We start from the raw sequence: 25207 nt of genomic DNA, 5'->3' as shown, positions 1-25207 counted from the left end.
CGTAGCAACTCTCGGCTGTGGATAAGAATGGCGCGCATTCTAACGCCTGCGGGGCAAGGGTCCGTTACAATCCGCGCCCGCGCCTTCAGGCCTCTCTCCCGCCGGGAGAGGGGTTGGGGTGCTTCGCGCCACCTTCTCCCGGGGGGAGAAGGAACAGCCCTTCCTCCCAGGAGCATCGCCATGACCACCAACGAAAACTGGTTCATCGAACACTTCCAGCCGACCGGCTCGGCCATCGGTTTCCGCATCACCGGCAAGCTGGACGAAGTGCAGTCGCCGTTCCAGAAGATCGAGATCTACGACAGCACCGACTGGGGCAAGCTGATGGTCATCGACGGCGCCATGATGCTGACCACCAAGGACAACTTCTTCTACCACGAGATGATCAGCCACCCGGTGCTGTTCACCCACCCGGCGCCCAAGCGCGTGGTGATCATCGGCGGCGGCGACTGCGGCACCCTGCGCGAGGTGCTCAAGCACCCGGGCGTGGAGAGCGCCACCCAGTGCGACATCGACGAGCAGGTCACCCGCATGGCCGAGAAGTACTTCCCGGAACTGTGCGAATCCAACGGCGACGCGCGCGCCGAACTGCTGTTCGACGACGGTGTGGCCTACATGGCCAACTGCGCCCCAGGCAGCGTGGACGTGGTGATCGTGGACTCCACCGACCCGGTCGGCCCGGCCGAGGGCCTGTTCAACAAGGCCTTCTTCGAGAGCTGCTTCCGCGCGCTGAAGGACGACGGCCTGCTGGTGCAGCAAAGCGAATCGCCGCTGGCGCTGCTGGACCTGATCAAGGACATGCGCGCGGAAATGGGCAAGGCCGGCTTCCAGTCGTTCAAGACCCTGCCGTTCCCGCAGCCGTGCTACCCGACCGGCTGGTGGTCGGTGACCGTGGCCAGCAAGCAGGCCGGTTTCGGCTTCGGCTTCCGCCAGGCCGATGCCGCCGCCAAGCCGTTCGACACGCTGTACTACACCGCCCCGCTGCATACCGGCGTGCTGGTCAGCCCGCCGTTCGTGGCCAAGGCGCTGGGCGAGTAAGCCCAGCCTTCGCCCACAAAAAACCCCGCGGCGACGCGGGGTTTTTTGTGGCGGTCAGAATGGGCGCGACCTTGCGGGCGGCTTCGCCGTGAAAACGAAGGTCCTGCCGTTTTTTCTCGCGGCGATCGGTTGCCTTCACCTCGCCCGGCGACGGCGGATTTCCGGGACCCCGAAACCGATCCGGCAAGTCCCCGGCAGAACGGCACCGGCCGCTGCACGGCATGCGCCGACACCCGGGGCACACCGATCCTCGGCTTCCACGTTCGCGCCGGGCTGACCCGTCGCGGCCCGCCGTTCTTGGTCAGCCCCGGAAATCGCGCCACAGCGGAATGCCACGCCGGCGCGCAATCCAACGCCCATACAGCCCCATCGACAGGCCGAACAGCACGCCGGCCACCACCATGGCCAGCAGCACCATGCCCACCGGCATCTGCGAACGGCGCCAGACCATCAACCACATCACCAAGCCCCAGATCGGCCCGAAGAGGCCCCCCATCAGCAAGGCGTTCGGGACAAACCCCATCATGAGCGGCGGCGGCACGCGGAAACCGAGCTTCCACAACAGCCGGTACAACAGCGGCGCGGACGTACCGCGCGGCAGGCCCTTGCCATCCAGCATCGCCAGGGCCCGCTGCAGGCGCTGGTCGAATTCCCCGTCAATGGCCGCCATGGTTCAGAGCGCGTCCGCGTCGAGCTCGCCGGTGCGGATGCGCACGACGCTGCCCAGGTCGTAGACGAACACCTTGCCGTCGCCGATCTTGCCGGTGCCGGCGGCCTTGACGATGGCTTCCACCACCTCGTCGGCCTGGGCGTCGGTCACCGCGACCTCGATCTTCACCTTGGGCAGGAAATCGACCACGTACTCGGCGCCGCGGTACAGCTCGGTGTGGCCCTTCTGCCGGCCGAAACCCTTGACCTCGGTGACGGTGATGCCGGCCACGCCACGCTCGGCAAGCGCCTCGCGCACGTCGTCCAGTTTGAACGGCTTGACGATGGCCATGATCATTTTCATCGGTCGGTTCCCTGTCGGTGTGCCCCTGAAGGATAGCCTGCCCTGCGCCGGGCGGGCAGGCCGGCGTGCCGCCGCCGGCACCAAGGGATTATCCTTACGTCCCTACGCAACAGAGCCCGATGGCCGCGGTTGCGGGCGGCGCCTAACCTGCCAGCCTGCCCCTGCGGAGACTCCCCATGATCGACCTGAACCACATCGATGCGCTGGCCCGCCGCCTGAGCGACCTGGTCCCACCGGGGCTGCGCGAATCGCGCGAGGAACTGCAGGCCACCTTCAAGAGCGCCCTGCAGGCCGGCCTGGCCAAACTGGACCTGGTCACCCGCGAGGAGTTCGAGGTGCAGCGCGCCGTGCTGCTGCGCACCCGCGAGAAGCTGGACGCGCTGGAACAGGCCGTCGCCGCACTGGAAAAGCGCCCCGCCAACGACGCCTGAGGCGTCGGCCATGAGCCTGGCGCTGGTGCACAGCCGTGCACGCGCCGGCGTGCATGCGCCGCCGGTACGGGTCGAGGTGCACCTGTCCGGCGGGCTGCCCTGCACCCAGATCGTGGGCCTGCCCGAAGCGGCGGTGCGCGAATCCCGCGACCGCGTACGCGCGGCCATCCTCTGCGCGCAGTTCGAGTTCCCGGCCCGGCGCATCACCATCAACCTGGCGCCGGCCGACCTGCCCAAGGACGGCGGCCGCTTCGACCTGCCCATCGCCTTGGGCATCCTCGCCGCCAGCGGGCAGATCGACCGCCAGGCGTTGTCCGGCCACGAGTTTATCGGCGAACTGGCCCTCACCGGCGAGCTGCGTGGCGTGGACGGCGCGCTGCCGGCCGCCATCGCGGCGGCACGCGAACAACGCACGCTGGTGGTGGCGCCGGACAACGCCGGGGAGGCGGCGCTGGCCGGGCAGGCGACGGTCAAGGTCGCGCGTACCCTGCTGGAGGTCTGCGCCAGCCTGGGCGGCGAAAAGGCGCTGCCGGACGCGCAGCCCGCCGCGGCCGAGCCCGTCCCGCTGCCCGACCTGGCCGACGTGCGCGGCCATGCGCAGGCGCGGCGCGCGCTGGAGATCGCCGCGGCCGGCGGCCACCATCTGCTGCTGGTCGGCTCGCCCGGGTGCGGCAAGACCCTGCTGGCCTCGCGGCTGCCGGGCATCCTGCCCGAAGCCAGCGAGGCCGAGGCGCTGGAAACGGCCGCCATTGCCTCGGCCGGGCGACACGGCGTGGACGCGGCGCGCTGGCGGCAACGGCCGTACAGGTCGCCGCACCACACGGCCAGTGCGGTGGCGCTCGTCGGCGGGGGCTCGATTCCGCGACCCGGCGAAGTCTCCCTCGCCCACAACGGCGTGCTGTTCCTCGACGAACTTCCGGAGTGGAAGCGGCAAACCCTGGAAGGGCTGCGCGAGCCGCTGGAATCGGGCGTGGTCACCATCGCGCGGGCGGCGCGCAGCACCGAGTTTCCGGCCTGTTTCCAGCTGGTGGCGGCCATGAACCCGTGCCCGTGCGGGTGGGCCGGCGACCGCAGCGGCCGCTGCCGCTGTTCCGGCGATGCGATCGCCCGTTATCGCGCCCGCATCTCCGGCCCGCTGCTGGACCGCATCGACCTGCAGCTGCAGGTTCCGCGATTGCCGCCGGCCGAGCTGCGCGGCGCGGCCCCACCGGGGGAAACCAGCGCCGTGGTCCGCGAACGGGTGGCGCAGGCCCGCGCCCGCCAGCTGCAGCGGGCGGGCAGGCCCAATGCGCGGCTGGATCCCGGGCAGACCCTGCACCACTGCGGGCTGGCCCGGGCCGACCAGGCGCTGCTCGAGCAGGCGATGGAGCGCCTGCAGCTGTCGGCGCGTTCGATGCACCGCATCCTGCGCGTGGCCCGCACCATCGCCGACCTGGCCGGCGGCGGCGCCATCGAACGTGCGCACCTCACCGAGGCCATCGGCTATCGCCAGTTGGATCGCGGCTCTCCGGATGGCTCGCAGTAGAGCAGGCAATGTCCCCCTGCGGACGCTGACGGGAATGCTCTGCCGGTGTTGCCCCACACCGCACACCTCCTATCGGATATCGACCCGCAGTTGCAGGTTCCGCGATCGCCACCAGCCGAGCGGCACGGCTTCACGAAACCCCTTTCGGCGGATGGAATCCCCTAGGAGCGGCTTCAGCCGCGAATGCCCGTAGATGCGGAACTCGCCCCGCATTGGGCCTTACCGGCCCAGCCCCGCCAGGCGACACCCGCGCTGCATGACACCGCAGGCCGCTGGATCGCAGTTCCCCGACATGTCCCGGAGCGGGCAGTACCCTGCGGCAGGGTGCCGATGAACAGGTACCGCTTCGGCACTACGGGATACACGGGCTATCGAACCGTGCGTATCCGCAGGCGACGCCCGGCGCTACACGACACCGCAAGCCGTTGGATCGCAGCTCTCCGACATGTCCCCGTGAAGCGGGCAGTGCCCTGCGGCAGGGCGGAATGAACAGGCACCGCTCGGCACTACACGCAGGCTACCGAACCACGCGTATCCGCAGGCGAAGTCTTGCGCTACACGACACCGCAGGCCGCTGGATGGCAGCTGCCGTACATGTCCCCGCGGAGCGCAATGCCCTGCGACAGGGTCCCGACGAACAGGCGCCGCTCCGGCACTACAGGACACCTGGGCTATCGAACCATGCGTATCCGCTGGAGCGCAGCAATACCGCCAGCCTCCAGCTGGGCCTGCCGTCGAGCAGGGCGCGCCGGCTGGACTTGCCGGCCCGCGCCCGCCATTCACCTGCGTCATGTGACCAACAAGGAACACCACAACCCCGCCACCCAGGCCCCGCCGGCCTATCGCGCCACCCGGGCCCGTCCCCGGTCGCCCCGGATGCGACGACAATGGCGCAGCATCGCCTTCCCCTCCCGCGGAGCCGGACATGGACAGGATCGAACGCCCCTTCTTCCCGATCATCTACGTGCGCGGTTACGCGATGACCCGCTCGGAGATCGTCGAGACCACTTCCACGCCGTTCATGGGCCTGGAGGCCGGCTCCACCAAGATCCGCCAGGCGCAGGACGGTTCGGTGGTGAAGTTCGTGTTCGAGTCGCCGCTGGTGCGGCTGATGAAGGACTACGGCTACCGCGACGTCTACGACGGCGGCGCCGAACTGCGCGGCGGCATTTCGCCACGCAGCATCGTCATCCACCGCTATTACGACGTGGCCGACCCGGCGTTCGGCGACGGCAAGGCACCGTCGATCGCCGAGGCCGCCGCCAGCCTGGGCCGGCGCATCCTGGAGCTGCGCGACAGCGTGTGCGGCAACAACGCCAGCCAGCGCCGCGATTTCCGCGTCTACCTGGTCGCGCACTCGATGGGCGGGCTGATCTGCCGCTGCCTGCTGCAGAACCCGGAGGTCGCCAGCGCCGAGGCGCGCACGCTGGTGGACAAGGTGTTCACCTACGCCACGCCGCACAACGGCATCGACATCGCCGGCATCAACGTGCCCGACCTGCTGTCGATCAACGACATGAACAACTTCAACCGCGGCAACATGGCGCGCTACCTGAAGGTGCCCAGGGACAAGGTCAACACGCTGGGCGATTCCGGCTTCCCGCCCGAGCGCCTGTTCTGCCTGATCGGCACCAACAGCCGCGACTACGCGGTGGCGCGCGGGCTGTCCTCGTTCGCGGTCGGCGCGCTCAGCGACGGCCTGGTGCGCATCGCCAACGCGTATGTGGAAGGCGCGCCGCGTGCCTTCGTCAACCGCAGCCACAGCGGCTACTTCGGCATCGTCAATTCCGAGGAGGGCTACCAGAACCTGTCGCGCTTCCTGTTCGGCGACATCTGCGCCACCGCGCAGCTGGACATCACCGCGCTGGCGCTGCCGCCGGAAGTCGAGGCCGCGCGCAGGCGCGGCAGGCAGGTGCGTTCCTCGTACTACATCGAAGCGACGGTGGCGCCGCGCGGCGCCTATACCTACCAGCTCACCGCGCGCACCCAGGCCAACGAGTGCGCGATACGCCGCGAGTACAGCGACATTTTCGACGCGGACGGCAAGGTACGCCGCGACGCGCACGCGCCGGTGCTGTTCTCGGTGTTCCTGGACAGCCGCCGCATTACCGCCGGCAGCGAGGTCGCCTTCTCCATCGAACTGGCGGTGTGCAACGCCGGCTACGAGGTCGATGGCGCGCTGTTCCTGAAGAACCATATCCCCGGCGAATACCTGTTCCGCAACACGCTGGTGCTGTTCGCCAAGCCCGATGGCGACAGCTGGCGGCTGCGTTATGTCTGGGGCGACGACCAGTGGGCCGGCGGCCCGAAGACCCAGGCCGAACTGGACAGCGCCAAGGCCCGGGCCATCGGCATCAGCCAGCAGTCGCCCAACGTGTTCACGGTGCCGCTGTCCTCGGCCAAGGGCTTCGCGGCGGAACTGAAGATCGCGCTGTCGGACTGGGAGTGAGGCGGGGAACAGGCCGCTGACAGCGGCGTTCTCCGACGGTTGCCAGACCGGATGAAGCGGCGGAAGTCCGCGTCATGCTGGCCTGCGCGACGTCGGTACGCACACCAGCGAAGTGTTCAAGCTGGAACAGCTTGAAGTAGTAGAGGCCCCTGTCGGCGACCCTCGGGCGCTTGGGCGTACACAACCGCACCCAGTCCAGCGTGGCGCTGTGCGCAGACGCGCTGCTGGTCAGTTGCAGGTGGGCAGACGCTGCTGGCGCTGACCGAAGGCGAAAAGTTGCAGGTGCTTGCGCCGGGGCCCGACGCGTACCGACCGATGCGATGGCGGCCGCCAACCTTGCGGTGTGCAGCGCCACTCCGTACTGGAACCGGGCGGCATGCGGCGCCCGGCGTCGGCCCTGCCCGGCGCCGCGAAGCCTGCATCGGCCACGCCGCCGCGCTCCCCGCGCGTTGCGCTAGTGGAAATCCCGCGAGCGGGTCTGCAGATCGCCCAGCAGGTGGCTGAGGTCGTGCAGGTCGCGGGCGATCAGGTGCTGCACGCCGTCCACCTGTTCCCAGCGCCCGCGCACCGCCATCAGCCGCGCGCCCAGCAGCACCTTGCGCCGGCGCGCGGCCAGGTCCTGCCAGACCACCACGTTGAGCGGGCCATGCTCGTCCTCGAGGGTGACGAACACCGTGCCCTTGGCCGTGCCCGGGCGTTGCCGCTGCACGACGATGCCGGCCACGTGCGCGCCGCGCCCGTGCGGCAGCTGCCGCACCTGGGCGATGTCGAGCACGCGCTCGCGCCGCAGCCGCGCGCGCAGCAGCGACAGCGGATGCTCGCCGAGGGTGAGGCCGAGCGTGCGGTAGTCGGCCAGCGCCTCCTCGCCGGCCGACGGCGCCGGCAGCGCCACGGCGTCCTCGTCGGGGCTGCCGGGCAGCAGCGGCCGCTGCCGCTCGATGCCGGCCACTTCCCAGCGCGCGGCGTGGCGGTGCCCGGCCAGCGCCTGCAGCGCGCCGGCCTCGGCCAGCGCGCGGCGACTCCGCTCGTCCAGGTTGGCGCGCAGGCACAGGTCGCGCACGTCGGCGAACGGGCGCCGGGCGCGCGCGGCGACGATGGCCTGCGCCACGGTTTCCGACAGCCCGGCCACCTGGCGCAGGCCCAGGCGCAGGGCCGCCTGCCCCTCGTCGTCGCCCTCGCCGCGGCGCAGCCGCCCGCCTTCCAGCGTGTTGTCCCATTCGCTGCAGGTCACGTCCACCGGCCGTACCTCCACGTTGCGGCGACCGCCGCGGCCGGCGCGGCGCGCGTCCTGCACGATCTCGCTGGGCGAATAGAAGCCCATCGGCTGCGCGTTGAGCAGGGCGCAGGCGAAGGCCGCCGGTTCGTGGCGCTTGAGCCAGCTGCTGATGTAGACCAGCTTGGCGAAGGAGGCGGCATGGCTCTGCGGAAAACCGTAGGAGCCGAAGCCCTTGATCTGCTCGAAGATCTGGTCGATGAACGCGTCGGAGTAGTTCTTCTGCTTCATCAACGCGCGGATCTTCTCGCGGTGCGGCTCCATGTCGCCGCCGCGGCCCCAGGCCGCCATCGAGCGGCGCAGGTGGTCCGCTTCGTGCTCCTTGTAACCGGCATGCATCACCAGTTCCATCACCTGTTCCTGGAACAGGGGAATGCCCAGCGTGGGCTTCAGGATGTCCCGGATGCCATCGGAAGGGTAGGTCACGTCCTCCTTGCCCTGCCGCCGCCGCAGGTACGGATGCACCATGTCGCCCTGGATCGGCCCGGGGCGCACGATCGCCACCTCGACGACCAGGTCATAGAAACACTCCGGCTTCAGCCGCGGCAGCATGCTCATCTGCGCACGCGATTCGATCTGGAACACGCCCACGGTGTCGGCGGCCTGGATCATGTCGTAGGTGGGTTTGTCCTTGGCCGGCGCCGCCAGATCGATACGGTAGCCGCGATGGCGCTCCACCAGGTCCAGCGCCTTGCGGATGCAGGTGAGCATGCCCAGCGCCAGGCAGTCGACCTTGAGCAGCTTCATCGTCTCCAGGTCGTCCTTGTCCCACTGGATGATGGTGCGCCCGTCCATGGCCGCGTTCTCCACCGGCACCACGCTGGACAGCGGCGCATCGCCGATGACGAAGCCGCCCACGTGCTGCGACAGATGGCGCGGGTGGCCACGCAACTGCGCGGTCACCGCCATCAGTCGCCGGATCAGCGGATTGTCCGGGTCGAAGCCGGTTTCGCGCAGCCGCTGCGCCATCGGCACCTCGCCGTTGCCCCAGCCATGGCAGCCGGCCAGCAGCGCGATCTGGTCCGGCGGCAGGCCGAAGGCGCGGGCCACGTCGCGCACCGCGCTCCTGCCACGGTAGCGGATCACGGTGGCCGCCAGCGCGGCGCGGTGGCGGCCGTACTTGCCGTAGACGTACTGCAGCACTTCCTCGCGCCGCTCGTGCTCGAAATCCACGTCGATGTCCGGCGGCTCGTCGCGCTCGCGTGACAGGAAGCGTGCCATCAGCAGCCGGCTCTCGGCAGGATTCACCACGGTGATGCCCAGCGCGAAGCACACCGCGGAGTTGGCCGAGGAGCCACGGCCCTGGCACAGGATGTCGCGCTCTTTGGCGAAACGCACGATGTCCTGCACGGTCAGGAAGAACGCCTCGTACTGCTTGTAGGCGATCAGCTCCAGTTCGCTGTCGATCTGCCGGACCACGTCGGGTGGCGCGCCTTCCGGCCAGCGCTCGCGCATGCCGCGCTCGGTCAGTTCGCGCAGCCAGCTGGTGGGCGTGTGCCCCTCGGGTACCAGTTCTTTCGGGTAGTGGTACTGCAGCTGGCTCATGTCGAAGCTGCAGCGGCGCGCCAGCCGCACCGCGTTTTCCAGCAGCGCGGGCGGATGGATGTTGCCCAGCGCGCGGCGGGTGCGCAGGTGGCGCTCGCCGTTGCGGAACAGGTGCGCGCCGCACTCGGCCAGCGGCAGGTTGTGGCGGATGGCGGTCATCGTGTCCTGCAGCATGCGGCGGCGGCGCACGTCCATGTGCACGTCGCCGCTGGCCAGCGGCGTCATGCGCAGCGCATCGGCCAGCGCCAGCAGCGCCTGCAGGCGCGCGTCGTCGTCCTGTTCGCGGTGCAGCTCCACCGCCAGGTGCGCGCGCGCGCCGAACCGCTGCTGCAGCCAGAGGCCCTGTTCCTGCCGCGGTTCCGCGCCCGGCAGCCACAGGGCGAACAGGCCCGAGGCTTCTGCGGCGATGCCGTCCAGCACCGCTTCCACATCCGCGCGCGCCAGCCGGTAGGCGCCCTTGCCGGCGGCCCGGCGGCCGCGGGTGATCAGCTCGCACAGCCGCGCGTAGCCGGCGGCGGTTTCCACCAGCAGCACGCAGCGCAGGCCGCAGGCCAGGGCGAACTCGCTGCCGACCACCAGCTTCACGCCGCTGGCGCGCGCGGCTTCCCAGGCGCGCACGATGCCGGCCAGCGAGCATTCGTCGGTGATCGCCAGCGCTTCGTAGCCGCAGTCGCGCGCCCGCGCGAACAGTTCCTCGGCGCTGGCCGCGCCGCGCAGGAAGGAAAAATCGGACAGGCAGTGCAGTTCGGCGTAGGCCGGCAGCGCGTCCTCGCCGGGCGCGCCATCGTTGGCGGCCGCGCGGGCCAGCCGCTGCGCCACTTCCCAGGCGCGCGGCGCGCGGCTGCCGGCATGCGAATCGCGCGCTTCGCGCCGGCTCACGCGAACCACCCGTGCAGCATCCAGCCGCCCTGCTCGCCCGGCGGCGCGAACGCCCAGGCGCGCTGGCCCTGCGAGGTTTCCAGCACGTAGTAGTCGCGGCGCGCGTCCTCGCCGTCCCACCAGCCGCTTTCCAGCCGTTCCGGGCCGGACACGATGCGCGGGCGCGGATCGCGCAGCGGCACCGGCTGCGGCAGCAACCAGGCCGGGCGCGGCGGCAGGCCCGGGGCGGCGGCGCCGATGCGGCCCTCGTCGCCCTGCACTGGCCGCCAGGCGCGTTCCGGGCGCGGGTCGCAGGTGGGCGTGATGCGGTGCACCGCACTGTCGCCCAGCCGTGCGCGCAGGCGCTCGCGCAGCTGCGGCCACGGCTGCTGCTGGCGCGTGCGCGGATCGAACAAGTCGCGCGAGGCCGGCACGAACGGCGGCAGTTCGCGCGCCAGCAGGCGCAGCGCGACCACCGGCCGCTCGATGCGCACCTGCTCCAGGCGGTTGCGCACCAGCTCGAACAGCAGCGCCGGCTCGCGCTCGGCGGCCAGCAGCCCCACCGCCACGTCGCTGTGACCTTCCTCGTGCTCCAGCCGCAGCACGAAACGCTGCACGCCGCCGTCGCGCACCGACAGGTAGGTGCACAGGTCGCCGACCAGGCGGCGCAGCGGGAACAGCAGCGCGGTGTGGCTCTCGACCTCGTAGCCCAGCTCCAGGCGCGCGTCGAAATGATCCGGCGGCGCGTAATACGCCAGCGGGTCGTCGGCTTGGCCGTACAGGCGGTCCAGGTGGTCCAGCAGCGGCAGGCCGAAACGGCGGCGCAGCGCGTCGCGCGGCAGCGCGCGCAGCGTGCGCAGGTCACCGATGCCCATGTGCCGCAGGCGTTCGCCGGCCTCCTCCGGCAGCCGCGCGCGGCGCACCGGCACGCGGTCCAGCAGGGCCGCCATCGCCGCCGGCTGGGTCACCGCCAGGCCGTCGCGCAGGCCGGCCAGCACCTGCGCGGCGCGCGGCGTCGGCGCCAGCGCGATGCGGTGGCTGAAGCCCAGCAGTTCCAGTTCCTCGCGCAGCCGCGCCTCGATGCGCGGCCAGGGCCCGAGCAGGGCGAAGCTGGCGCGCACTTCCAGCACGATGCAGCCGGGCCACTGCGCGCTGACCAGCGAACTGTGGCGGTAGGCCCACGCGGCGAGGAAACGCTGCCAGCGCTGCTCGGCCTGCGGATCGTGTTCGACCAGGGCCAGACCGGGCAGCAGCGCGTGAGCGGCGGTCAGGCGCATGCCGGCCTGCACGCCGGCGGCGGCCGCGGCGGCATTGACCGCATGCAGGCTGCGCAGCTGCGCCGGCCCACTGACCAGGGCCAGCGGTGCCTGCGGATCAGGGCAACGGCGCAGGACGGCGTCCAGCGCCAGCTGCGGCAGCAGTACACAGGCCCAGAGCATGGCCGCGCCTCACCGCGTGGCCAGGGCGAAGGCGCGCGCCGGCGCCGGGCCGCCGCGGCACTTGCGCACCTGCCAGGCGGTAGCGCCATGCGCGTCGCGCACCGCCTCCAGGCGCAGCGCGGCCGGCGAGGGATTGGCGGCATGGCGGCGGTCGCGCAGGGCGAAGCCCAGGCATTGCCCGCTGTCGGCCGCCACCTGCAGCCGCCGCAGCGCCTGCGCATCGGCCTGCAGCGGCCAACCCAGCACGGCGGCGCAGGCGCCGCTGCGCAGGCATTGCTCGAACGCCCACAGCGCATCGCGCGGCACGGCCTGCACGATCTCCAGCTTGTCCAGCGCCACGCCGGCGGCCTGCCAGGCCGGGGCATAGGGCACATAGGGCGGCGCCACCACCGCCACGGTGGCGCCAGCCCCGCTCAGCCGCGCCAGCGTGGGCAGCAGCAGGGCCAGTTCGCCCACGCCGTCGGCCGGCAGCAGCAGTTCGGTCAGCGCATGCCGCGGCCAGCCGCCCTGCGGCAGCAGCGCATCGAGCGCGGCATGGCCGGTGGGCTCGCCCAGCGCCGCGACCGACGCACGCCCGGCATGCCACAGCGTCTGCGCGGCCAGCAGGCTGTCGAGGGCGACCACCGTGCCCATTCAACCCGGGCGTACCAGCCCGCAGTAGACGCCCTCGATGGCGAAGTCCTGGCCCGGCCGCACCTCGATCGGCGCGTGCGCGCGGTTGCGCGGCAGCAGGCGGATGCGCCTTGGCCCGCGCTGCAGGCGCTTGATGGTCAGTTCGCCATCCACGCGCGCCACCACGGTCTGGCCGTCGCGCGCCTCGGGCGTGCGCTGCACCCCGACCAGGTCGCCGTCGAGGATGCCGTCGTCGATCATCGAATCGCCCTGCACCCGCAGCAGGTAATCCGGGCGCAGCGCGAACAGCCGCCGGTCCAGCCAGAACTGCTGGTCCAGGCCGATGTCGGCACCGATCGGCTGACCCGCGGCCACCCGCCCCAGCACCGGCAACGGCAACAGGTCGGCCTCGCCGCCGGGCAGGCGCAGGCCGCGCTTGCGCCCCGGCACCTGCTCCAGCAGGCCCTCGGCCAGCAGCGCCTGCACGTGCTTCTGCGCGGCATTGCGCGAGGCGAAGCCGAACGCTTCGGCGATCTCGGCCAGGCTGGGCGCACGCCCGGCCGCCAGCTCCCCGCGCAGGAAGGCGAGGATGGCGGCGCGTTGCGGTGGCAGGTCGTCGGGGATCATGAGGTGTACATTTGTACACCCATCGCGTGACCGGGGCCAGTGGCGGCTGCAGAGGTGCTGGGACAACCGCCCTGTCTGCCGGGGCAGATGCCCGGGGCCCGCCGGAACCGGGAGCGGTGATGCATGCCGCGGAATCCATAGCCTGCCGTTATGCGCAGCCGGCGTCTTTTCAATGGTGCCGGCTGGCGGTGGGAACGAAGATGACTGCGGACTTTCCCGGACACCCATCTCCCGCCATGCACGCCCTCCCCCAGCCCTTCCCCCTCGACGATTCGACCTGGCCCCCGCCGTTCCTGCTGTACCTGGGCAACGCGCCCGACGACCTCGCGGCCAAAACCGCGCGCGGGCTGGTGCAGTTCCGGCCCGAATGGTGCCTGGGCCAGTTCCGCGGCCCCGACTGCCGGACCAGCGTGCACGTGCCGGACATGGGCTTTGCCCAGGCGCGCGCGGCCGGCGCCAACACCTTGATCGTCGGCGTGGCCAACGCCGGCGGCCGCCTCGGCCCGGAGTCGGTGGCCGACATCGTCGCCGCGCTCGACGCGGGCCTGAACGTGGCCTCGGGCCTGCACGAACGCCTGAACCTGCAGCCGGAAATCGTCGAAGCCGCGCGCCGCAATGGCAGGCATCTTTTCGATGCGCGCAACCCGCCGCCCACGCCGGTCGGCAACGGCCTCAAGCGCGCCGGGCGGCGCCTGCTGACCGTCGGCACCGATTGCTCGACCGGCAAGATGTACACCACGCTGTCGCTGGAGAAGGAAATGCGCGCGCGTGGCCTGGCCGCGGATTTCCGCGCCACGGGGCAGACCGGCATCTTCGTGGCCGGGCGCGGCATCCCGATCGACGCGGTGGTCGCCGACTTCATCTCCGGCGGCATCGAATGGCTCTCGCCTGACCGCCACGATGGCGGATGGGACCTGATCGAAGGCCAGGGCTCGCTGTTCCACCCGTCCTTCGCCGGGGTGTCGACCGGCCTGCTGCACGGCGCGCAGCCGGATGCGCTGGTGCTGTGCCACGAACCCGGCCGCGCGCACATGCGCGGCCTGAAGCACTATCCGGTGCCGGATCTCAGGACCACGCTGGAAGCCAACCTGGTCACGGCACGCCTGACCAACCCGGACGTCGTCGCGGTCGGCGTGGCCCTCAACACCGTCAGGCTGTCGGCCGAAGAAGCCGAGCGCACCTGCCGGGCCGCCGAAGACCTGCTCGGCCTGCCGGCGCAGGACCCCGTGCGCGACGGCACCGCGCGCATCGTGGACCGGCTGCTGGAAGCCTTCCCATGCTGAGCCTGGCACACGTCAGCCATCCCCTTGCCACGCCGTTCCGCATCTCGCGCGGCGTGCGCACCTCCACCGAGGTGGTGGAGGCGACCATCCGCAGCGGCGGGTTCAGCGGCCGTGGCGAATCGCTGCCCTACGCGCGCTATGGCGAGACCGTGGAGTCGGTGCTCGACGATGCCAGCGCGCTTTCGGAGGCCATCGCCAAGGGCCTGGACCGACTCCAGCTGCGCGACATGCTGCCGCCGGGCGCGGCGCGCAACGCGCTCGACTGCGCACTCTGGGATATCGAAGCGCAGCGGCAAGGCATGCCGGTGTCGGCATTGCTCGGCCAGCCCGGGCCGCTGCCGCCGCTGGCCAGCGCGCAGACGGTGAGCCTGGACACGCCCGCGCGCATGGCCGAGGCGGCGCGCGCGCTGGCCCACCTGGACCTGGTCAAGGTCAAGGTCGATGCCGCCGACCCGGCCGCGCAGATCCGCGCCGTGCGCGGCGTGCTGCCGGACGCGCGCCTGATCGTCGATCCCAACGAAAGCTGGACGTTCGATCTCCTGCAGGCGCTGCAGCCCACGCTGCAGGAAACCCGCGTCGACCTGATCGAACAACCGCTGCCGGCCGGAGAGGACGACGCCCTGCTCGGCTTCACCTCGGTCGCGCGCCTGTGCGCCGACGAGTCGTGCCACGTCGCCACCGACCTGCCGCGCCTGCTCGGGCGCTACCAGGTGGTCAACATCAAGCTGGACAAGGCCGGCGGCCTGACCGGCGCGCTGGATCTGCTGGAAGCGGCGCGCACGCAGGGCTTCGGCGTCATGGTCGGCTGCATGATCAGCTCCTCGCTGGCGATCGCGCCGGCGTGGCACGTGGCCCGCCATGCGGAGTTCGTCGACCTCGACGGCCCGCTGTGGCTCAGCGACGACCATGCCGGCGGCGCGGTGATGCGCGACGGTCTGCTGCAGCCGCCCGCCGCGGCCCTGTGGGGTGGCGGCGGGCATCCGCCCGGAGCAACCGCCGCATGACCCACAACATGCTCCACTGCCCGTCGAGGCCCGCCCGGCCGCTGCGCAGGCTGGATCGAAGCCGGCATTGCTGCGCTGGTCGCCGCCCCGGCATGGAAACGGCAACGCTCATGGTTCTGGTCTGAAATGACGCGCCCGGAGGGGTGAGAGGCCGCGCCTGCACGCCACTGGCGTGCGCGGCATCGAACGCCTTCGCGCCCTGCGCGAAGGCCGGCAATCACGACGAAGCGACATCGTAAAGATGGCGCGCCCGGAGGGGTGAGGGGCCGCGCTTGCACGCCACTGGCGTGCGCGGCATCGAACGCCTTCGCGCCCTGCGCGAAGGCCGGGAATCACGACGAAGCGGCATCGAAGATGGCGCGCCCGGAGGGATTCGAACCCCCGACCAATGGCTTCGGAAGCCACTACTCTATCCGGCTGAGCTACGGGCGCGTTGTGTGTCGCAGCGGGAGCCGTGGGGCTCCCGGCCGACCGGCGCTGCCGGGCGGAGGCGCATTCTAACGGCAAATGCAGGCGCAGGTCTGCCCCCTGTCGCATCCGCCCGCGGCAACGGCAGGCCGGGCCCGGCTGGTAACCTGTGCGCATGGGTTACGAACGATACGAACGACAGCCGGCACCGGCGTCCTCGCGGCTGGCCAGCTACTGGAAACTGATGCGCGCCGATCGTCCGATCGGCACCCTGCTGCTGCTGTGGCCGACGTGGTGGGCGCTGTGGCTGGCCTCCGGTGGCCTGCCGGCGCCGTGGACGCTGTTCGTGTTCACCGCCGGCGTATGGCTGACCCGCTCGGCCGGCTGCGTCATCAACGACTACGCCGACCGCTGGCTGGACCCGCACGTCAAGCGCACCAAAGACCGCCCGCTGGCCACCGGCGCGGTGTCCGGGCGCCAGGCGCTGGCGCTGTTCGCCGGGCTGATGCTGGTCGCGTTCGCGCTGGTGCTGACCCTGAACGCGCTGACCATCGGCCTGAGCTTCGTCGGCGTGTTCCTGGCCGCCACCTATCCCTACCTCAAGCGCTACACCCACCTGCCGCAGGTCTACCTGGGCATGGCCTTCGGCTGGGGCATCCCGATGGCCTTCGCCGCGGTGCAGGGCGAGGTGCCGCCGCTGGGCTGGGTGCTGTACGCGGCCAACATCCTGTGGTCCACCGCCTACGACACCTGGTACGCGATGGTGGACCGCGACGACGACCTCAAGGTCGGCTCGCATTCCACCGCCATCCTGTTCGGCGACCTGGACCTGGTGATCCAGGGCATCCTCTACGCGCTGTTCTTCGCCGCGATGGCGCTGGCCGGGCAACGCGCCGGGCTGGGGACGCTGTACTGGGCCGGGCTGGGCGTGGCGGTGGCGCTGGTGGCCTGGGAGTTCTGGCTGTGCCGCCGGCGCGAGCGCGAGGCCTGCTTCCGCGCCTTCCTGCACAACAACTGGGTCGGCGCCGCGCTGTTCGCCGGCATCGTCGCCAGCCAGTACCTGGATTGACCCGCAACGACCCGCCCTTCGGCGGGTCGTCCGCTTTCACGCCCGCGATGGCTCAGACGGCTGTCCTGCCCAGGCCGCGCAGGCGGAACGCCACCACCACCTGCAGCACACCGTAGACCAGCGCCATCGCGCCGATCCACAGCGAGGTGACCATCAGCCCGCCCAGCGGGTTGAGCGCGAACATCACCCCCAGCACCACCGCCAGCAGGCCGCTGAGGATCAGCAGCCATTCGCCGCGGATGCGCCTGCGCACGCGGATGGCGAAGACGATGCGGTAGATGCCGCCGACCACCAGCCACGCCGCCAGGAACAGCAGCAGCACGCTCGCCGTCGCCAGCGGGTTGAGCAGGGCGAGCACGCCGAAGGCGATGGACACCAGCGCATAGAACACCGCCCAGCCGCGCGACACCGGCGCCGAACCGCCGATCGCCGCGGCCAGCGCCACCACGCCTTCGACGATGGCCATCACGCCCAGCCACATCGCCAGCACCGCCGCGGTGCGCACCGGCGCCATCAGCGCCAGCACGCCGAAGGCCACGGCGAACAGGCCGAACAACAGCACCACCCACCAGTGGCGGGACAGCTCGCCAAACAGCGTGCCGGACGGAAAACCCGGGTTGCTACTCATGTCATCGCTCCTTGCAGTGATCGGACGGGATGCCGTTGCCGGCCGAGCATAGGCGCCGCGGCGTCACCTCCCCGTGTTCACGGCACCCGCGCACAGACCCAGGCATCGACCCGCGCCACGCCGGCCCGGCGCAGCGCACGGGCGGCGGCCTGCAGGGTGGCGCCGGTGGTCATCACGTCGTCGACCAGGGCCACGTGCGCCGGCAACGGCCCCCGTGCGGCGAAGGCCGCACGCAGGTTGCGGCGCCGCGCGGCCGCGTCCAGCTCCGACTGCGCCGCGGTGGCGCGGGTGCGGCGCAGCCCGGCCAGCAGCGGCAGCCGCAGCGTGCGCGCCAGTGGCCGCGCCAGTTCCAGCGCCTGGTCGTAGCCACGCCGGCGCAGGCGCGACAGGTGCAGCGGCAGCGGCACCAGCGCCTGCGGCCGCTCCACGGCCGCCAGCCGCACGTGCATCAGCTGCGCCAGCAGGCGCCCGGCGGCCAGGTCGCCATGGAACTTGAAGCGGCGCAGCAGCCCGTCCACCGGCGCGGCATACAGGAACGCGGCCTGCACCCCGGCCAGGGGCGAACGCCCCTGGCGGCAGGTGCCGCACAAGGCACCGCCCGGCTCGGTGGCCGGCAGCGGCAGGGCGCAGCCGCGGCAGGCGCCTTCCAGCCATGGCAGCGCGGCGGCGCAGGCCGGGCACAGGTCGCGGCCGGGCGGGCCCGGCTCCGCGCACACCAGGCAGGTGGGCGGGAACAGCAGGTCCGACAGCCGCCCGCCCACCCTGTAAACCCCATCCAATGGCGATTTGTTGACAGTGGCGCGCATGCTCACCAGACTGCGCCGCTTCCATTGCCCGATCCATCAGGAAACCCCCATGTCCGCCGTCATCCGCCACGACTGGAGCCGCGAGGAACTGCTGGCGCTGTTCGACCTGCCCTTCCCCGAGCTGCTGTTCCGCGCCGCCAGCGTGCACCGCGAGCATTTCGACCCGGCGCAGGTGCAGGTCTCCACCCTGCTGTCGGTCAAGACCGGCGGCTGCCCGGAGGACTGCGCCTACTGCCCGCAGGCGCAGCGCTACGACACCGGCGTGGACGCGCAGAAGCTGATGGACACCGACAGCGTGGTGGCCCGCGCCCGCGCCGCAAAACAGGCCGGCGCCTCGCGCTTCTGCATGGGCGCGGCGTGGCGCTCGCCCAAGGATCGCGACATCCCCAAGGTGGCGGCGATGATCCGCGAGGTGAAGGCGCTGGGCCTGGAAACCTGCGCCACCCTGGGGATGCTCGAAGGTCACCAGGCCCGCGCGCTCAAGGACGCCGGGCTGGACTACTACAACCACAACCTCGACACCGCGCCGGACTACTACGACTCCATCATCCACACCCGCCAGTACCAGGACCGGCTGGACACGCTCGAACACGTGCGCAACGCCGGCCTGAAGACCTGCTGCGGCGGCATCGTCGGCATGGGCGAGACCCGCGAGCACCGCGCCGGCCTGCTGCTGGCGCTGGCCAACCTGCCGGCGCACCCGGATTCGGTGCCGATCAACCGCCTGGTGCAGGTGGCCGGCACGCCGCTGCATGGCAGCGCCGAGCTGGATCCGTTCGAGTTCGTGCGCATGATCGCGGTGGCGCGCATCGTGATGCCGCGCTCGATGGTGCGGCTGTCGGCCGGGCGCGAGAGCATGAGCGACGAACTGCAGGCGCTGTGCTTCGCCGCCGGCGCCAACTCCATCTTCTACGGCGAGAAGCTGCTGACCACCGGCAACCCGGATACCGCGCGCGACCAGGCGCTGTTCGCGCGGCTGGGCATCCGGCCGATGGAAGTGAACGTCGATGCCGACGACCACGACCACCCCGGCACGGTGCACCTGGACATCGCGCCGCGCTGCGCGGTTCCGGCCTGACCGTAGGAGCGCACTTCAGTGCGCGATGAGGCTTTCCCGGGAAGGCCCCATCGCGCACTGAAGTGCGCTCCTACCGTACGCTTCTACGCCGGTTCGCCCCGCAAGCGCTGCCACCGGCAACCGGTTACCCTAGCCGCCCACCCGTCCATGAACTGACGCCATGGCCCGCCCCGACCTCCTCGCCCGCCTGCAGGACCAGCGCAAGCTGCGCCAAGCGCAGGGGCGCATCCGCGTGCGCCGCAGCGTCGGCCGCCGCGACGGCGTGCGCCTGGAAGTCGGCGGCAGGTGGCTCACCGGCTTCTGCAGCAACGATTACCTGGGCCTGTCGCAGCAGTTCGAAGTGGTGGCCGCGCTGCAGGACGCCGCCGGCCGCGAGGGCGCCGGCAGCACCGCCTCGCACCTGGTCTGCGGCCACCATGCGCTGCACGAACAACTGGAACGCGAAATGGCCGACTGGCTCGGCTACCCGCGCGCGCTGCTGTTCGACAGCGGCTTCATGGCCAACCTGGCCGTGCAGCAGGCGCTGCTGTCCGAGGACAGCGACGTCTGCGTGCAGGACCGCCTCAACCACGCCAGCCTGCTCGACGCCACCCGCCTGGCCGGCTGCCGCCTGCGCCGCTACCCGCACCTGGACAGCGAAGGCGCCATGCGCCAGCTGAAGAACGCCGCCGACGGCGCGGCCATGCTCGCCACCGACGGCGTGTTCAGCATGGACGGCGACATCGCCCCGCTGCGCTCGCTGTCGCTGGTGGCGCGCATGCAGGAGGCGCTGTTCTACGTGGACGACGCGCACGGCGTGGGCGTGGTCGGCAAACATGGCCGCGGCTGCGTGGCCGACGCCGGGCTGGGCGTGGCCGAAGTGCCGCTGCAGCTGGCTACGCTGGGCAAGGCGCTGGGCGGCCACGGCGCGGTGGTGCTGGGCGAGGAGAACCTGGTCCAGCACCTGGCCGAAACCGCGCGCCCGTACATCTACACCACCGCGCTGCCGCCGGCGCAGGCCGCCGCCTCGCTGGCCGCGGTGAAGCTGGCGCGGCGCGACCACTGGCGCCGCGAGAAGCTGGTCGAACTGATCGCCGCCTTCCGCGACGGCGCGCGCCGCAACGGCCTGGAACTGATGCCCTCGGAAACGCCGATCCAGCCGCTGCTGTGCGGCGACGAGGCCACGGTGATGGCGCTGGGCGCGGCATTGGAGCAGTCCGGGTTCATGGTCGGGGCGATCCGCCCGCCCACCGTGCCCGAAGGCAAGGCGCGGCTGCGCATCACCCTGTCGGCGCTGCACACCCTGGAGCAGGTCAGGGCGCTGGTCGAGGCCACCGCCCGCGCCCGCGACCTGCTGTCCTACGAGCAGTCGCTCAATACCGCCAGCGCCTGAAGCACACCCTATACGCATGCATATCCACGTCACCGGCAGCGGTCCGGCACTGGTCCTGATCCACGGCTGGGCGCTGCACGGCGGCATCTTCGCGCCGCTGGTCGAACGCCTGTCGCCGTGCTTCCAGCTTCACGTGGTGGACCTGCCCGGCCACGGCTTCAGCCGCGATGACGACACCCCGCTGCGCCTGCCCTACCTGGTCAACGCCATCGCCGCCGCCACGCCGCCGGCGGTGTGGTGCGGCTGGTCGCTGGGCGGGCTGGTGGCGCTGCACGCCGCGGCCACGCTGCCGCAGGTGCGCGGGCTGGCGATGCTCGCCGCCACGCCGCGCTTCGTGCGCGACGCCGACTGGCCCGACGCGGTGGACCGCAGCGTGTTCGAGCAGTTCGGCCAGGACCTGGAACAGGACTACCGCGGCACGCTGGAACGCTTCCTCGCGCTGGACGTGATGGGCTCGCAGCACGCGCGCAGCGAACTGCGCACCCTGCGCGACGCCCTGGTCGAGCGCGGCGAACCGGCGCCGCGCGCCCTGCACGAAGGCCTGACCCTGCTGGACCGCAGCGACCTGCGCGGCGCCCTGCCCAAGCTGCGCACGCCGGGCCTGTGGATCGGCGGCCAGCGCGACCGGCTGGTGCCGGCCAAGGCCATGCACAGCGCCGCGGCGCTGGCGCCGGCCGGCCTGCATGCCGCGCACACCATCAACGGCGGCGGCCACGCGCCGTTCCTCGGCCATGCCGACAACGTCGCCGGGCTGCTGCAACGCTTCGTTGCGGACTGCACGTGAGCCGGCGCCTGCGCGCATCGCCGATCATGTGCAGCCACCGAATACACCGGGAGTAGGCCGATGGATCTGGGAATCGCCGGGCGCTGGGCGCTGGTCTGCGGCGCCAGCAAGGGGCTGGGGCTGGGCTGCGCGCGCGCGCTGGCCGGCGAAGGCGCCAACGTGGTCATCGTCGCCCGCGGCGCCGACGCGCTGGAAGCGGCCGCGGCGGAACTGCGCGCGCTTCCCGGCGCCGGCCAGGTCGTCGCCGTCGCCGCCGACATCACCACCGCCGCCGGCCGCGCCGCCGCGCTCGCCGCCTGCCCGCAGGTGGACATCCTGGTCACCAATGCCGGCGGCCCACCGCCGGGCGACTTCCGCGACTGGGAGCGCGAGCACTGGCTGGCCGCGCTGGACGCCAACATGCTCACCCCGATCGAACTGATCCGCGCCACCGTCGACGCGATGGCCGCGCGCGGCTTCGGCCGCGTGGTCAACATCACCTCCAGTTCGGTGAAGGCGCCCATCGACATCCTGGGCCTGTCCAACGGCGCGCGCTCGGGGCTCACCGGCTTCGTCGCCGGCGTCGCCCGCACCCACCTGGCGCGCAACGTCACCCTCAACAACCTGCTGCCCGGCGCGTTCGACACCGACCGCCTGCGCGGCACGCTGGACGCCAGCGCGCGCCGCCAGCAGCTGCCGCTGGACGAGGTGGCCGCGCGCCGCCGCGCCGGCATCCCCGCCGGCCGCTTCGGCACGCCCGACGAGTTCGGCGCCGCCTGTGCCTTCCTGTGCAGCGCGCACGCCGGCTACATCACCGGGCAGAACCTGCTGATCGACGGCGGCGCCTACCCCGGTACCTTCTGACCCCGTTGCAACTGCGTATTCCCATGCCTTCCCTGTTCGATGCCAAGCACGTCCGCCGCGCCTTCTCGCGCGCCGCCTCCAGCTACCACGCAGCCGCGGTGCTGCAGCAGGAAGTGGCCAAACGCCTGCTGGAATCGCTGGACTACCTGGAGGAACGGCAGCCGCAGGTGGTGCTGGACGTGGGCAGCGGCCCGGCGCACGCGACCGCGGCGATGAAGAAGCGCTGGCCCAAGGCGCAGGTGATCGCGCTGGACCTGGCCCTGCCGATGCTGGCCGAAGCGAAGAAGCAGGCCGGCTGGTGGCGCCCGTTCTCGCGCGTGTGCGCCGATGCGCGGGCGCTGCCGCTGGCCGACAACAGCGTGGACGTGATCTTCAGCAACCTGTGCCTGCAGTGGGTGGAAGACCTGCCGTCGGTGTTCGCCGGCTTCCGCCGCGTGCTCAAGCCCGGCGGCCTGCTGGTGTGCTCCACCTTCGGCCCGGAGACGCTGGTGGAACTGCGCGAGGCGTTCGCGCAGGCCGACGCCACCCCGCACGTGAACCGCTTCGTGCAGATCGCGCAGTTCGGCGACGCGCTGATGATGGCCGGCTTCCGCGACCCGGTGCTGGACCGCGACCTGTTCACCCTCACCTACGACGACCTGCCCGCGCTGATGCGCGAGCTCAAGGCCATCGGCGCGACCAACGCGCTGAGCGAACGCCGCCACACCCTCACCGGGCGCAGCCGCTTCAACGCCGCGCAGGCGGCCTACGAACCGCTGCGCCGCCCCGACGGCAAGCTGCCCAGCAGCTGGGAAGTCATCTACGCCCACGCCTGGGCGCCGGAACCGGGCGCGCCGATCCGCGAGCACGGCCATGATGTCGCTTCGGTGCCGGTGTCGGCGATTCCGATCCGGCGGAAGAATTCTTCGTAGGAGCGCACTTCAGTGCGCGATGGGGACTTCCCGGTACAGCCCCATCGCGCACTGAAGTGCGCTCCTACAGGCGGCTCAGCCGCCGACCTGCGCGATCCAGTCCTGCAGGTTGTAGTAGTTGCTGACGCGCGCGATGCGGCCATCGCGGATATCGAAGAACGCGCCGCCCGGCAGCACGTAGCGCTGGCCGTTGGCCGGCGGCAGGCCCTCGTCGGTGTGGTGGTACTCGCCATGCACCACGTACTCGGCCGCGGCGCGGGTGCCGTCGGTGCTGGCCATCACCACCACCTCGCGCAGCTGCTCGCGGTAGCTGGCGTCCATGCGCCGCAGGAACGCGGCGAACGCCTCGCGGCCGCTTTCGCGCGCGCCCTGGTTGAGGTCGTGCGCCACGTCGTCGGTCAGCCGCTCCAGCATGCCGGCCCAGTCGCCGCGGTTGAAGGCATCGTAGTAGGCGCGGACCAGGTCGATGGCCTGCTGCTGCGCGGGAAAAGCGTCGTGGCTCATGGGGTTCTCACGGAAGGAACGAGGACGGCGCTCAGGCGCCGCCGGCGAACAGGTCGCGGTGGAAGAAATAGATTTCCTGCGCCAGGAAGCGCCAGCTGGTATGGAAGCTGCGGAAGCGCGTGCTCGGCGTGGACGAGGCCAGCGCATCGATGCCCAGCTCCTCGGACAGGCGCAGCGCGCGCGCCATGTGCAGCGGGTCGCTGACCAGGATCACGCGGTGCATGCCGTGCGCATCCATCAGCCGCTTGGCCTCCACCAGGTTCTGGCGGGTGGTGCGCGAGCGGTTTTCGATCAGGATGTCCCTGGCGGGAATCTCCTGCTTCAGCGCATAACGGCGCGCCACCTGCGATTCGGAAAAACGCGCGCCGGCGCCGCCGAAGCCGCCGGTGAAGATCAGCTTGGGCGCGTAGCCCTGCCGGTACAGGTCCAGGCCGTGGCGGATGCGTTCCTCGAATACCGGCGACGGCTTGGCGTCGTAGGCCGCCGCACCCAGCACGATGATCGCGTCGGCCGGCGCGGCCTGGTCGCGGTCGCCCACCCAGATGATCCACGCCGCCACGCCGAGCAGCCACAGCAGCACCAGCACGCACAGGCGCCACAGCCAGTCGAACAGGCCGGTGCGCCTGCGGCTCATGCGCCCATCCACGGCAGCGCGTCCAGGTCGACGTTGCCGCCGGACAGGACCAGGCCCACGTTGCGTCCGGCAAAGCGCTGCGGCTGCGCCAGCACCGCCGCCAGCACCGTGGCCGAGGAGGGTTCCACCACCTGCTTGAGCACCTGCCACAGCAGGCGCATCGCCGCCACGGTGGCGGCGTCGGCCACGGTGATGACGGTGGCGTTGCCTGCAAGCAACGCGAAATTGGGTTCGCCCAGCGCGCCGCGCAGGCCGTCGCAGACGGTGTCGGGCACGAAATCGACCAGCCGCCTTCCCGCCTCCAGCGAGCGGGCGGTATCGGCCGCACCGGCCGGTTCGGCCAGCACCAGCTCGCAGTCCGGCGCCGCCTGGCGCAGCGCCAGCAGGGTGCCGGAGGCCAGCCCGCCACCACCGGCCGGCACCACCACCGCATCCAGCGTCGTGCCGGCCTGACGCAGCAGTTCCAGCGTCGCCGTGCCCTGCCCGGCGATCACCTGCGCATCGGCATAGGGATGGACCAGGGTCGCCCCGGTTTCCCGCTGCACCCGCGCACATTCGGCCTCGCGCGCGGCCTGGGTCGGCGCGCAGCGCCACAGCGTCGCGCCTTGGCGGGCGATGTTGGCCAGCTTGGCCGCCACCGCGCCCTCGGGCACCACCACGTGGCAGGGAATGCCGCGCGAGCGCGCCGCCAGCGCCAGCGCCGCGCCGTGGTTGCCGGAGGAATGGGTCACCACGCCGCGGCGCGCCTGCGCCTCTTCCAGCGCCCACACTGCGTTGCAGGCGCCGCGGAACTTGAAGGCGCCGCCGCGCTGCAGGTGTTCGGCCTTGAAATGCAGGCGGGCGCCGGCCAGCGCATCCAGCTCGCGCGAACGCAGGACCGGGGTGACCGTGGCATGGGGCGCGATGCGGGCCGCGGCGGCCAGCACGTCGGCCGGCCCTGGCAGGGTGAGTTCAACCATGGGGAAAGGTTAACGTAGGCCCCGGTGCCCGGCCATCTCGGGCGGCCGCTGCACCTGCGTTCAGCCCCTGCCGGCAGGGTTAAGGACCGATTCAATGCAAGCGCACGAAGCTGGC

General features: G+C 71.6%; 23 protein-coding genes and 1 tRNA gene. 12 read left to right on the top strand and 12 right to left on the bottom strand.

The window, feature by feature from the left end:
- Positions 1 to 180: 180 nt before the first annotated feature.
- Positions 181 to 1038, top strand: a complete 858-nt coding sequence (gene speE / locus ABTV91_RS03785) for a polyamine aminopropyltransferase (protein WP_433853300.1) — start codon at positions 181 to 183, stop codon at positions 1036 to 1038.
- A gap of 301 nt (positions 1039 to 1339) precedes the next feature.
- Here speE and ABTV91_RS03780 read toward each other — a convergent pair whose 3' ends face one another.
- Together ABTV91_RS03780 and ABTV91_RS03775 are read right to left on the bottom strand one after the other, a co-directional pair.
- Complete coding sequence (locus ABTV91_RS03780; protein ID WP_433853299.1) at positions 1340 to 1708, bottom strand: DUF6404 family protein; 369 nt, start codon at positions 1706 to 1708, stop codon at positions 1340 to 1342.
- Between the two features lie 3 nt (positions 1709 to 1711).
- On the bottom strand, positions 1712 to 2050 hold the full coding sequence (locus ABTV91_RS03775) for a P-II family nitrogen regulator (protein ID WP_054662546.1): 339 nt from the start codon (positions 2048 to 2050) through the stop codon (positions 1712 to 1714).
- Positions 2051 to 2226: 176 nt separating this feature from the next.
- Here ABTV91_RS03775 and ubiK point away from each other — a divergent pair, with 176 nt between their 5' ends.
- The 3 genes from ubiK to ABTV91_RS03760 all read left to right on the top strand — a co-directional run bounded on the left by ubiK (position 2227) and on the right by ABTV91_RS03760 (position 6455).
- Positions 2227 to 2481: a ubiquinone biosynthesis accessory factor UbiK gene (gene ubiK / locus ABTV91_RS03770; RefSeq protein ID WP_433853298.1), complete on the top strand. Its 255-nt coding sequence runs from the start codon at positions 2227 to 2229 to the stop codon at positions 2479 to 2481.
- A 10-nt stretch (positions 2482 to 2491) separates the two neighbouring features.
- Positions 2492 to 4006 (top strand): YifB family Mg chelatase-like AAA ATPase, encoded by a 1515-nt coding sequence (locus ABTV91_RS03765; protein WP_433853297.1) that lies wholly within the window; start codon positions 2492 to 2494, stop codon positions 4004 to 4006.
- 925 nt (positions 4007 to 4931) lie between these two features.
- A complete protein-coding gene (locus ABTV91_RS03760) occupies positions 4932 to 6455 on the top strand; it encodes a lipase family alpha/beta hydrolase (RefSeq protein ID WP_433853296.1) in 1524 nt (507 codons plus the stop codon).
- 454 nt (positions 6456 to 6909) lie between these two features.
- On the opposite strand, the gene ABTV91_RS03755 is transcribed toward ABTV91_RS03760, so the two are convergent.
- The 4 genes from ABTV91_RS03755 to lexA are packed head-to-tail and all read right to left on the bottom strand — an operon-like array spanning position 6910 to position 12809.
- A complete protein-coding gene (locus ABTV91_RS03755) occupies positions 6910 to 10152 on the bottom strand; it encodes an error-prone DNA polymerase (protein WP_433853295.1) in 3243 nt (1080 codons plus the stop codon).
- The gene (locus ABTV91_RS03750) at positions 10149 to 11570 is read right to left on the bottom strand and encodes a Y-family DNA polymerase (protein WP_433853294.1); all 1422 of its coding nucleotides are present in this window, start codon (positions 11568 to 11570) and stop codon (positions 10149 to 10151) included. Before ABTV91_RS03750 ends, ABTV91_RS03755 begins: the two co-directional genes overlap by 4 nt.
- A 9-nt stretch (positions 11571 to 11579) precedes the next feature.
- Entirely contained in the window at positions 11580 to 12203 is a 624-nt protein-coding gene (gene imuA / locus ABTV91_RS03745; protein ID WP_433853293.1) for a translesion DNA synthesis-associated protein ImuA, read from the bottom strand.
- Positions 12204 to 12809 (bottom strand): transcriptional repressor LexA, encoded by a 606-nt coding sequence (gene lexA / locus ABTV91_RS03740; RefSeq protein WP_433853292.1) that lies wholly within the window; start codon positions 12807 to 12809, stop codon positions 12204 to 12206.
- 236 nt (positions 12810 to 13045) lie between these two features.
- Between lexA and dgcN the strand changes: the two genes are divergently transcribed.
- Together dgcN and dgcA are read left to right on the top strand one after the other, a co-directional pair.
- A complete protein-coding gene (dgcN, locus tag ABTV91_RS03735) occupies positions 13046 to 14092 on the top strand; it encodes an N-acetyltransferase DgcN (RefSeq protein WP_433853291.1) in 1047 nt (348 codons plus the stop codon).
- The gene (dgcA, locus tag ABTV91_RS03730; RefSeq protein WP_433853290.1) at positions 14086 to 15096 is read left to right on the top strand and encodes an N-acetyl-D-Glu racemase DgcA; all 1011 of its coding nucleotides are present in this window, start codon (positions 14086 to 14088) and stop codon (positions 15094 to 15096) included. The genes dgcN and dgcA overlap by 7 nt, the downstream gene beginning before the upstream one ends.
- Positions 15097 to 15451: 355 nt before the next feature.
- On the opposite strand, the gene ABTV91_RS03725 is transcribed toward dgcA, so the two are convergent.
- Positions 15452 to 15528: transfer RNA gene (locus ABTV91_RS03725), tRNA-Arg, on the bottom strand.
- A 151-nt stretch (positions 15529 to 15679) separates the two neighbouring features.
- Between ABTV91_RS03725 and ubiA the strand changes: the two genes are divergently transcribed.
- Positions 15680 to 16573, top strand: a complete 894-nt coding sequence (gene ubiA, locus ABTV91_RS03720) for a 4-hydroxybenzoate octaprenyltransferase (RefSeq protein ID WP_433853289.1) — start codon at positions 15680 to 15682, stop codon at positions 16571 to 16573.
- A gap of 52 nt (positions 16574 to 16625) precedes the next feature.
- Here ubiA and ABTV91_RS03715 read toward each other — a convergent pair whose 3' ends face one another.
- Positions 16626 to 17201 (bottom strand): HdeD family acid-resistance protein, encoded by a 576-nt coding sequence (locus ABTV91_RS03715; protein ID WP_433853288.1) that lies wholly within the window; start codon positions 17199 to 17201, stop codon positions 16626 to 16628.
- Positions 17202 to 17278: 77 nt separating this feature from the next.
- Positions 17279 to 18007 carry a double zinc ribbon domain-containing protein gene (locus ABTV91_RS03710; protein WP_433853287.1) on the bottom strand — a complete coding sequence of 243 codons (729 nt, stop codon included), beginning with the start codon at positions 18005 to 18007 and terminating at the stop codon, positions 17279 to 17281.
- 49 nt (positions 18008 to 18056) lie between these two features.
- Between ABTV91_RS03710 and bioB the strand changes: the two genes are divergently transcribed.
- The 5 genes from bioB (at position 18057) to bioC (ending at position 22995) form a co-directional block, all read left to right on the top strand.
- Entirely contained in the window at positions 18057 to 19085 is a 1029-nt protein-coding gene (bioB, locus tag ABTV91_RS03705) for a biotin synthase BioB (protein ID WP_433853286.1), read from the top strand.
- 160 nt (positions 19086 to 19245) lie between these two features.
- Positions 19246 to 20457: an 8-amino-7-oxononanoate synthase gene (bioF, locus tag ABTV91_RS03700; protein ID WP_433853285.1), complete on the top strand. Its 1212-nt coding sequence runs from the start codon at positions 19246 to 19248 to the stop codon at positions 20455 to 20457.
- A 16-nt stretch (positions 20458 to 20473) separates the two neighbouring features.
- Complete coding sequence (gene bioH / locus ABTV91_RS03695; protein WP_433853284.1) at positions 20474 to 21241, top strand: pimeloyl-ACP methyl ester esterase BioH; 768 nt, start codon at positions 20474 to 20476, stop codon at positions 21239 to 21241.
- A gap of 60 nt (positions 21242 to 21301) precedes the next feature.
- Positions 21302 to 22084, top strand: a complete 783-nt coding sequence (locus ABTV91_RS03690; RefSeq protein ID WP_433853283.1) for an SDR family oxidoreductase — start codon at positions 21302 to 21304, stop codon at positions 22082 to 22084.
- A 23-nt stretch (positions 22085 to 22107) separates the two neighbouring features.
- Complete coding sequence (bioC, locus tag ABTV91_RS03685; RefSeq protein ID WP_433853282.1) at positions 22108 to 22995, top strand: malonyl-ACP O-methyltransferase BioC; 888 nt, start codon at positions 22108 to 22110, stop codon at positions 22993 to 22995.
- Between the two features lie 75 nt (positions 22996 to 23070).
- Here the strand turns inward: bioC and ABTV91_RS03680 are convergent, their stop codons facing one another.
- Genes ABTV91_RS03680 through ABTV91_RS03670 form a run of 3 tightly spaced genes read right to left on the bottom strand, consistent with a single transcriptional unit; the run spans position 23071 to position 25092 of the window.
- Complete coding sequence (locus ABTV91_RS03680) at positions 23071 to 23499, bottom strand: ketosteroid isomerase-related protein (RefSeq protein ID WP_433853281.1); 429 nt, start codon at positions 23497 to 23499, stop codon at positions 23071 to 23073.
- Positions 23500 to 23530: 31 nt separating this feature from the next.
- On the bottom strand, positions 23531 to 24133 hold the full coding sequence (locus tag ABTV91_RS03675) for a YdcF family protein (protein WP_433853280.1): 603 nt from the start codon (positions 24131 to 24133) through the stop codon (positions 23531 to 23533).
- Positions 24130 to 25092 carry a pyridoxal-phosphate dependent enzyme gene (locus ABTV91_RS03670; protein WP_433853279.1) on the bottom strand — a complete coding sequence of 321 codons (963 nt, stop codon included), beginning with the start codon at positions 25090 to 25092 and terminating at the stop codon, positions 24130 to 24132. Before ABTV91_RS03670 ends, ABTV91_RS03675 begins: the two co-directional genes overlap by 4 nt.
- Positions 25093 to 25207: the final 115 nt, after the last annotated feature.

The sequence above is a fragment of the Stenotrophomonas nitritireducens genome, from assembly GCF_050984405.1.
GTDB lineage: Bacteria > Pseudomonadota > Gammaproteobacteria > Xanthomonadales > Xanthomonadaceae > Stenotrophomonas > Stenotrophomonas nitritireducens_B.
Note: the sequence above shows the minus strand (reverse complement) of the source record. Positions and strands in the feature narration are given on the sequence as shown.

What these genes read in the sequence shown, in the direction of transcription:
- ABTV91_RS03670 (WP_433853279.1), bottom strand. Translation starts at nt 25,092, where the DNA reads ATGGTTGAACTCACCCTGCCAGGGCCGGCCGACGTGCTGGCCGCCGCG.
- ABTV91_RS03750 (WP_433853294.1), bottom strand. Translation starts at nt 11,570, where the DNA reads ATGCTCTGGGCCTGTGTACTGCTGCCGCAGCTGGCGCTGGACGCCGTC.
- imuA (WP_433853293.1), bottom strand. Translation starts at nt 12,203, where the DNA reads ATGGGCACGGTGGTCGCCCTCGACAGCCTGCTGGCCGCGCAGACGCTG.
- ubiA (WP_433853289.1), top strand. Translation starts at nt 15,680, where the DNA reads ATGGGTTACGAACGATACGAACGACAGCCGGCACCGGCGTCCTCGCGG.
- bioF (WP_433853285.1), top strand. Translation starts at nt 19,246, where the DNA reads ATGGCCCGCCCCGACCTCCTCGCCCGCCTGCAGGACCAGCGCAAGCTG.
- ABTV91_RS03760 (WP_433853296.1), top strand. Translation starts at nt 4,932, where the DNA reads ATGGACAGGATCGAACGCCCCTTCTTCCCGATCATCTACGTGCGCGGT.
- dgcN (WP_433853291.1), top strand. Translation starts at nt 13,046, where the DNA reads ATGCACGCCCTCCCCCAGCCCTTCCCCCTCGACGATTCGACCTGGCCC.
- lexA (WP_433853292.1), bottom strand. Translation starts at nt 12,809, where the DNA reads ATGATCCCCGACGACCTGCCACCGCAACGCGCCGCCATCCTCGCCTTC.
- ABTV91_RS03715 (WP_433853288.1), bottom strand. Translation starts at nt 17,201, where the DNA reads ATGAGTAGCAACCCGGGTTTTCCGTCCGGCACGCTGTTTGGCGAGCTG.
- ABTV91_RS03780 (WP_433853299.1), bottom strand. Translation starts at nt 1,708, where the DNA reads ATGGCGGCCATTGACGGGGAATTCGACCAGCGCCTGCAGCGGGCCCTG.
- ABTV91_RS03765 (WP_433853297.1), top strand. Translation starts at nt 2,492, where the DNA reads ATGAGCCTGGCGCTGGTGCACAGCCGTGCACGCGCCGGCGTGCATGCG.
- ABTV91_RS03680 (WP_433853281.1), bottom strand. Translation starts at nt 23,499, where the DNA reads ATGAGCCACGACGCTTTTCCCGCGCAGCAGCAGGCCATCGACCTGGTC.
- ABTV91_RS03775 (WP_054662546.1), bottom strand. Translation starts at nt 2,050, where the DNA reads ATGAAAATGATCATGGCCATCGTCAAGCCGTTCAAACTGGACGACGTG.
- ubiK (WP_433853298.1), top strand. Translation starts at nt 2,227, where the DNA reads ATGATCGACCTGAACCACATCGATGCGCTGGCCCGCCGCCTGAGCGAC.
- bioC (WP_433853282.1), top strand. Translation starts at nt 22,108, where the DNA reads ATGCCTTCCCTGTTCGATGCCAAGCACGTCCGCCGCGCCTTCTCGCGC.
- bioB (WP_433853286.1), top strand. Translation starts at nt 18,057, where the DNA reads ATGTCCGCCGTCATCCGCCACGACTGGAGCCGCGAGGAACTGCTGGCG.
- ABTV91_RS03675 (WP_433853280.1), bottom strand. Translation starts at nt 24,133, where the DNA reads ATGAGCCGCAGGCGCACCGGCCTGTTCGACTGGCTGTGGCGCCTGTGC.
- speE (WP_433853300.1), top strand. Translation starts at nt 181, where the DNA reads ATGACCACCAACGAAAACTGGTTCATCGAACACTTCCAGCCGACCGGC.
- ABTV91_RS03690 (WP_433853283.1), top strand. Translation starts at nt 21,302, where the DNA reads ATGGATCTGGGAATCGCCGGGCGCTGGGCGCTGGTCTGCGGCGCCAGC.
- dgcA (WP_433853290.1), top strand. Translation starts at nt 14,086, where the DNA reads ATGCTGAGCCTGGCACACGTCAGCCATCCCCTTGCCACGCCGTTCCGC.
- bioH (WP_433853284.1), top strand. Translation starts at nt 20,474, where the DNA reads ATGCATATCCACGTCACCGGCAGCGGTCCGGCACTGGTCCTGATCCAC.
- ABTV91_RS03710 (WP_433853287.1), bottom strand. Translation starts at nt 18,007, where the DNA reads ATGCGCGCCACTGTCAACAAATCGCCATTGGATGGGGTTTACAGGGTG.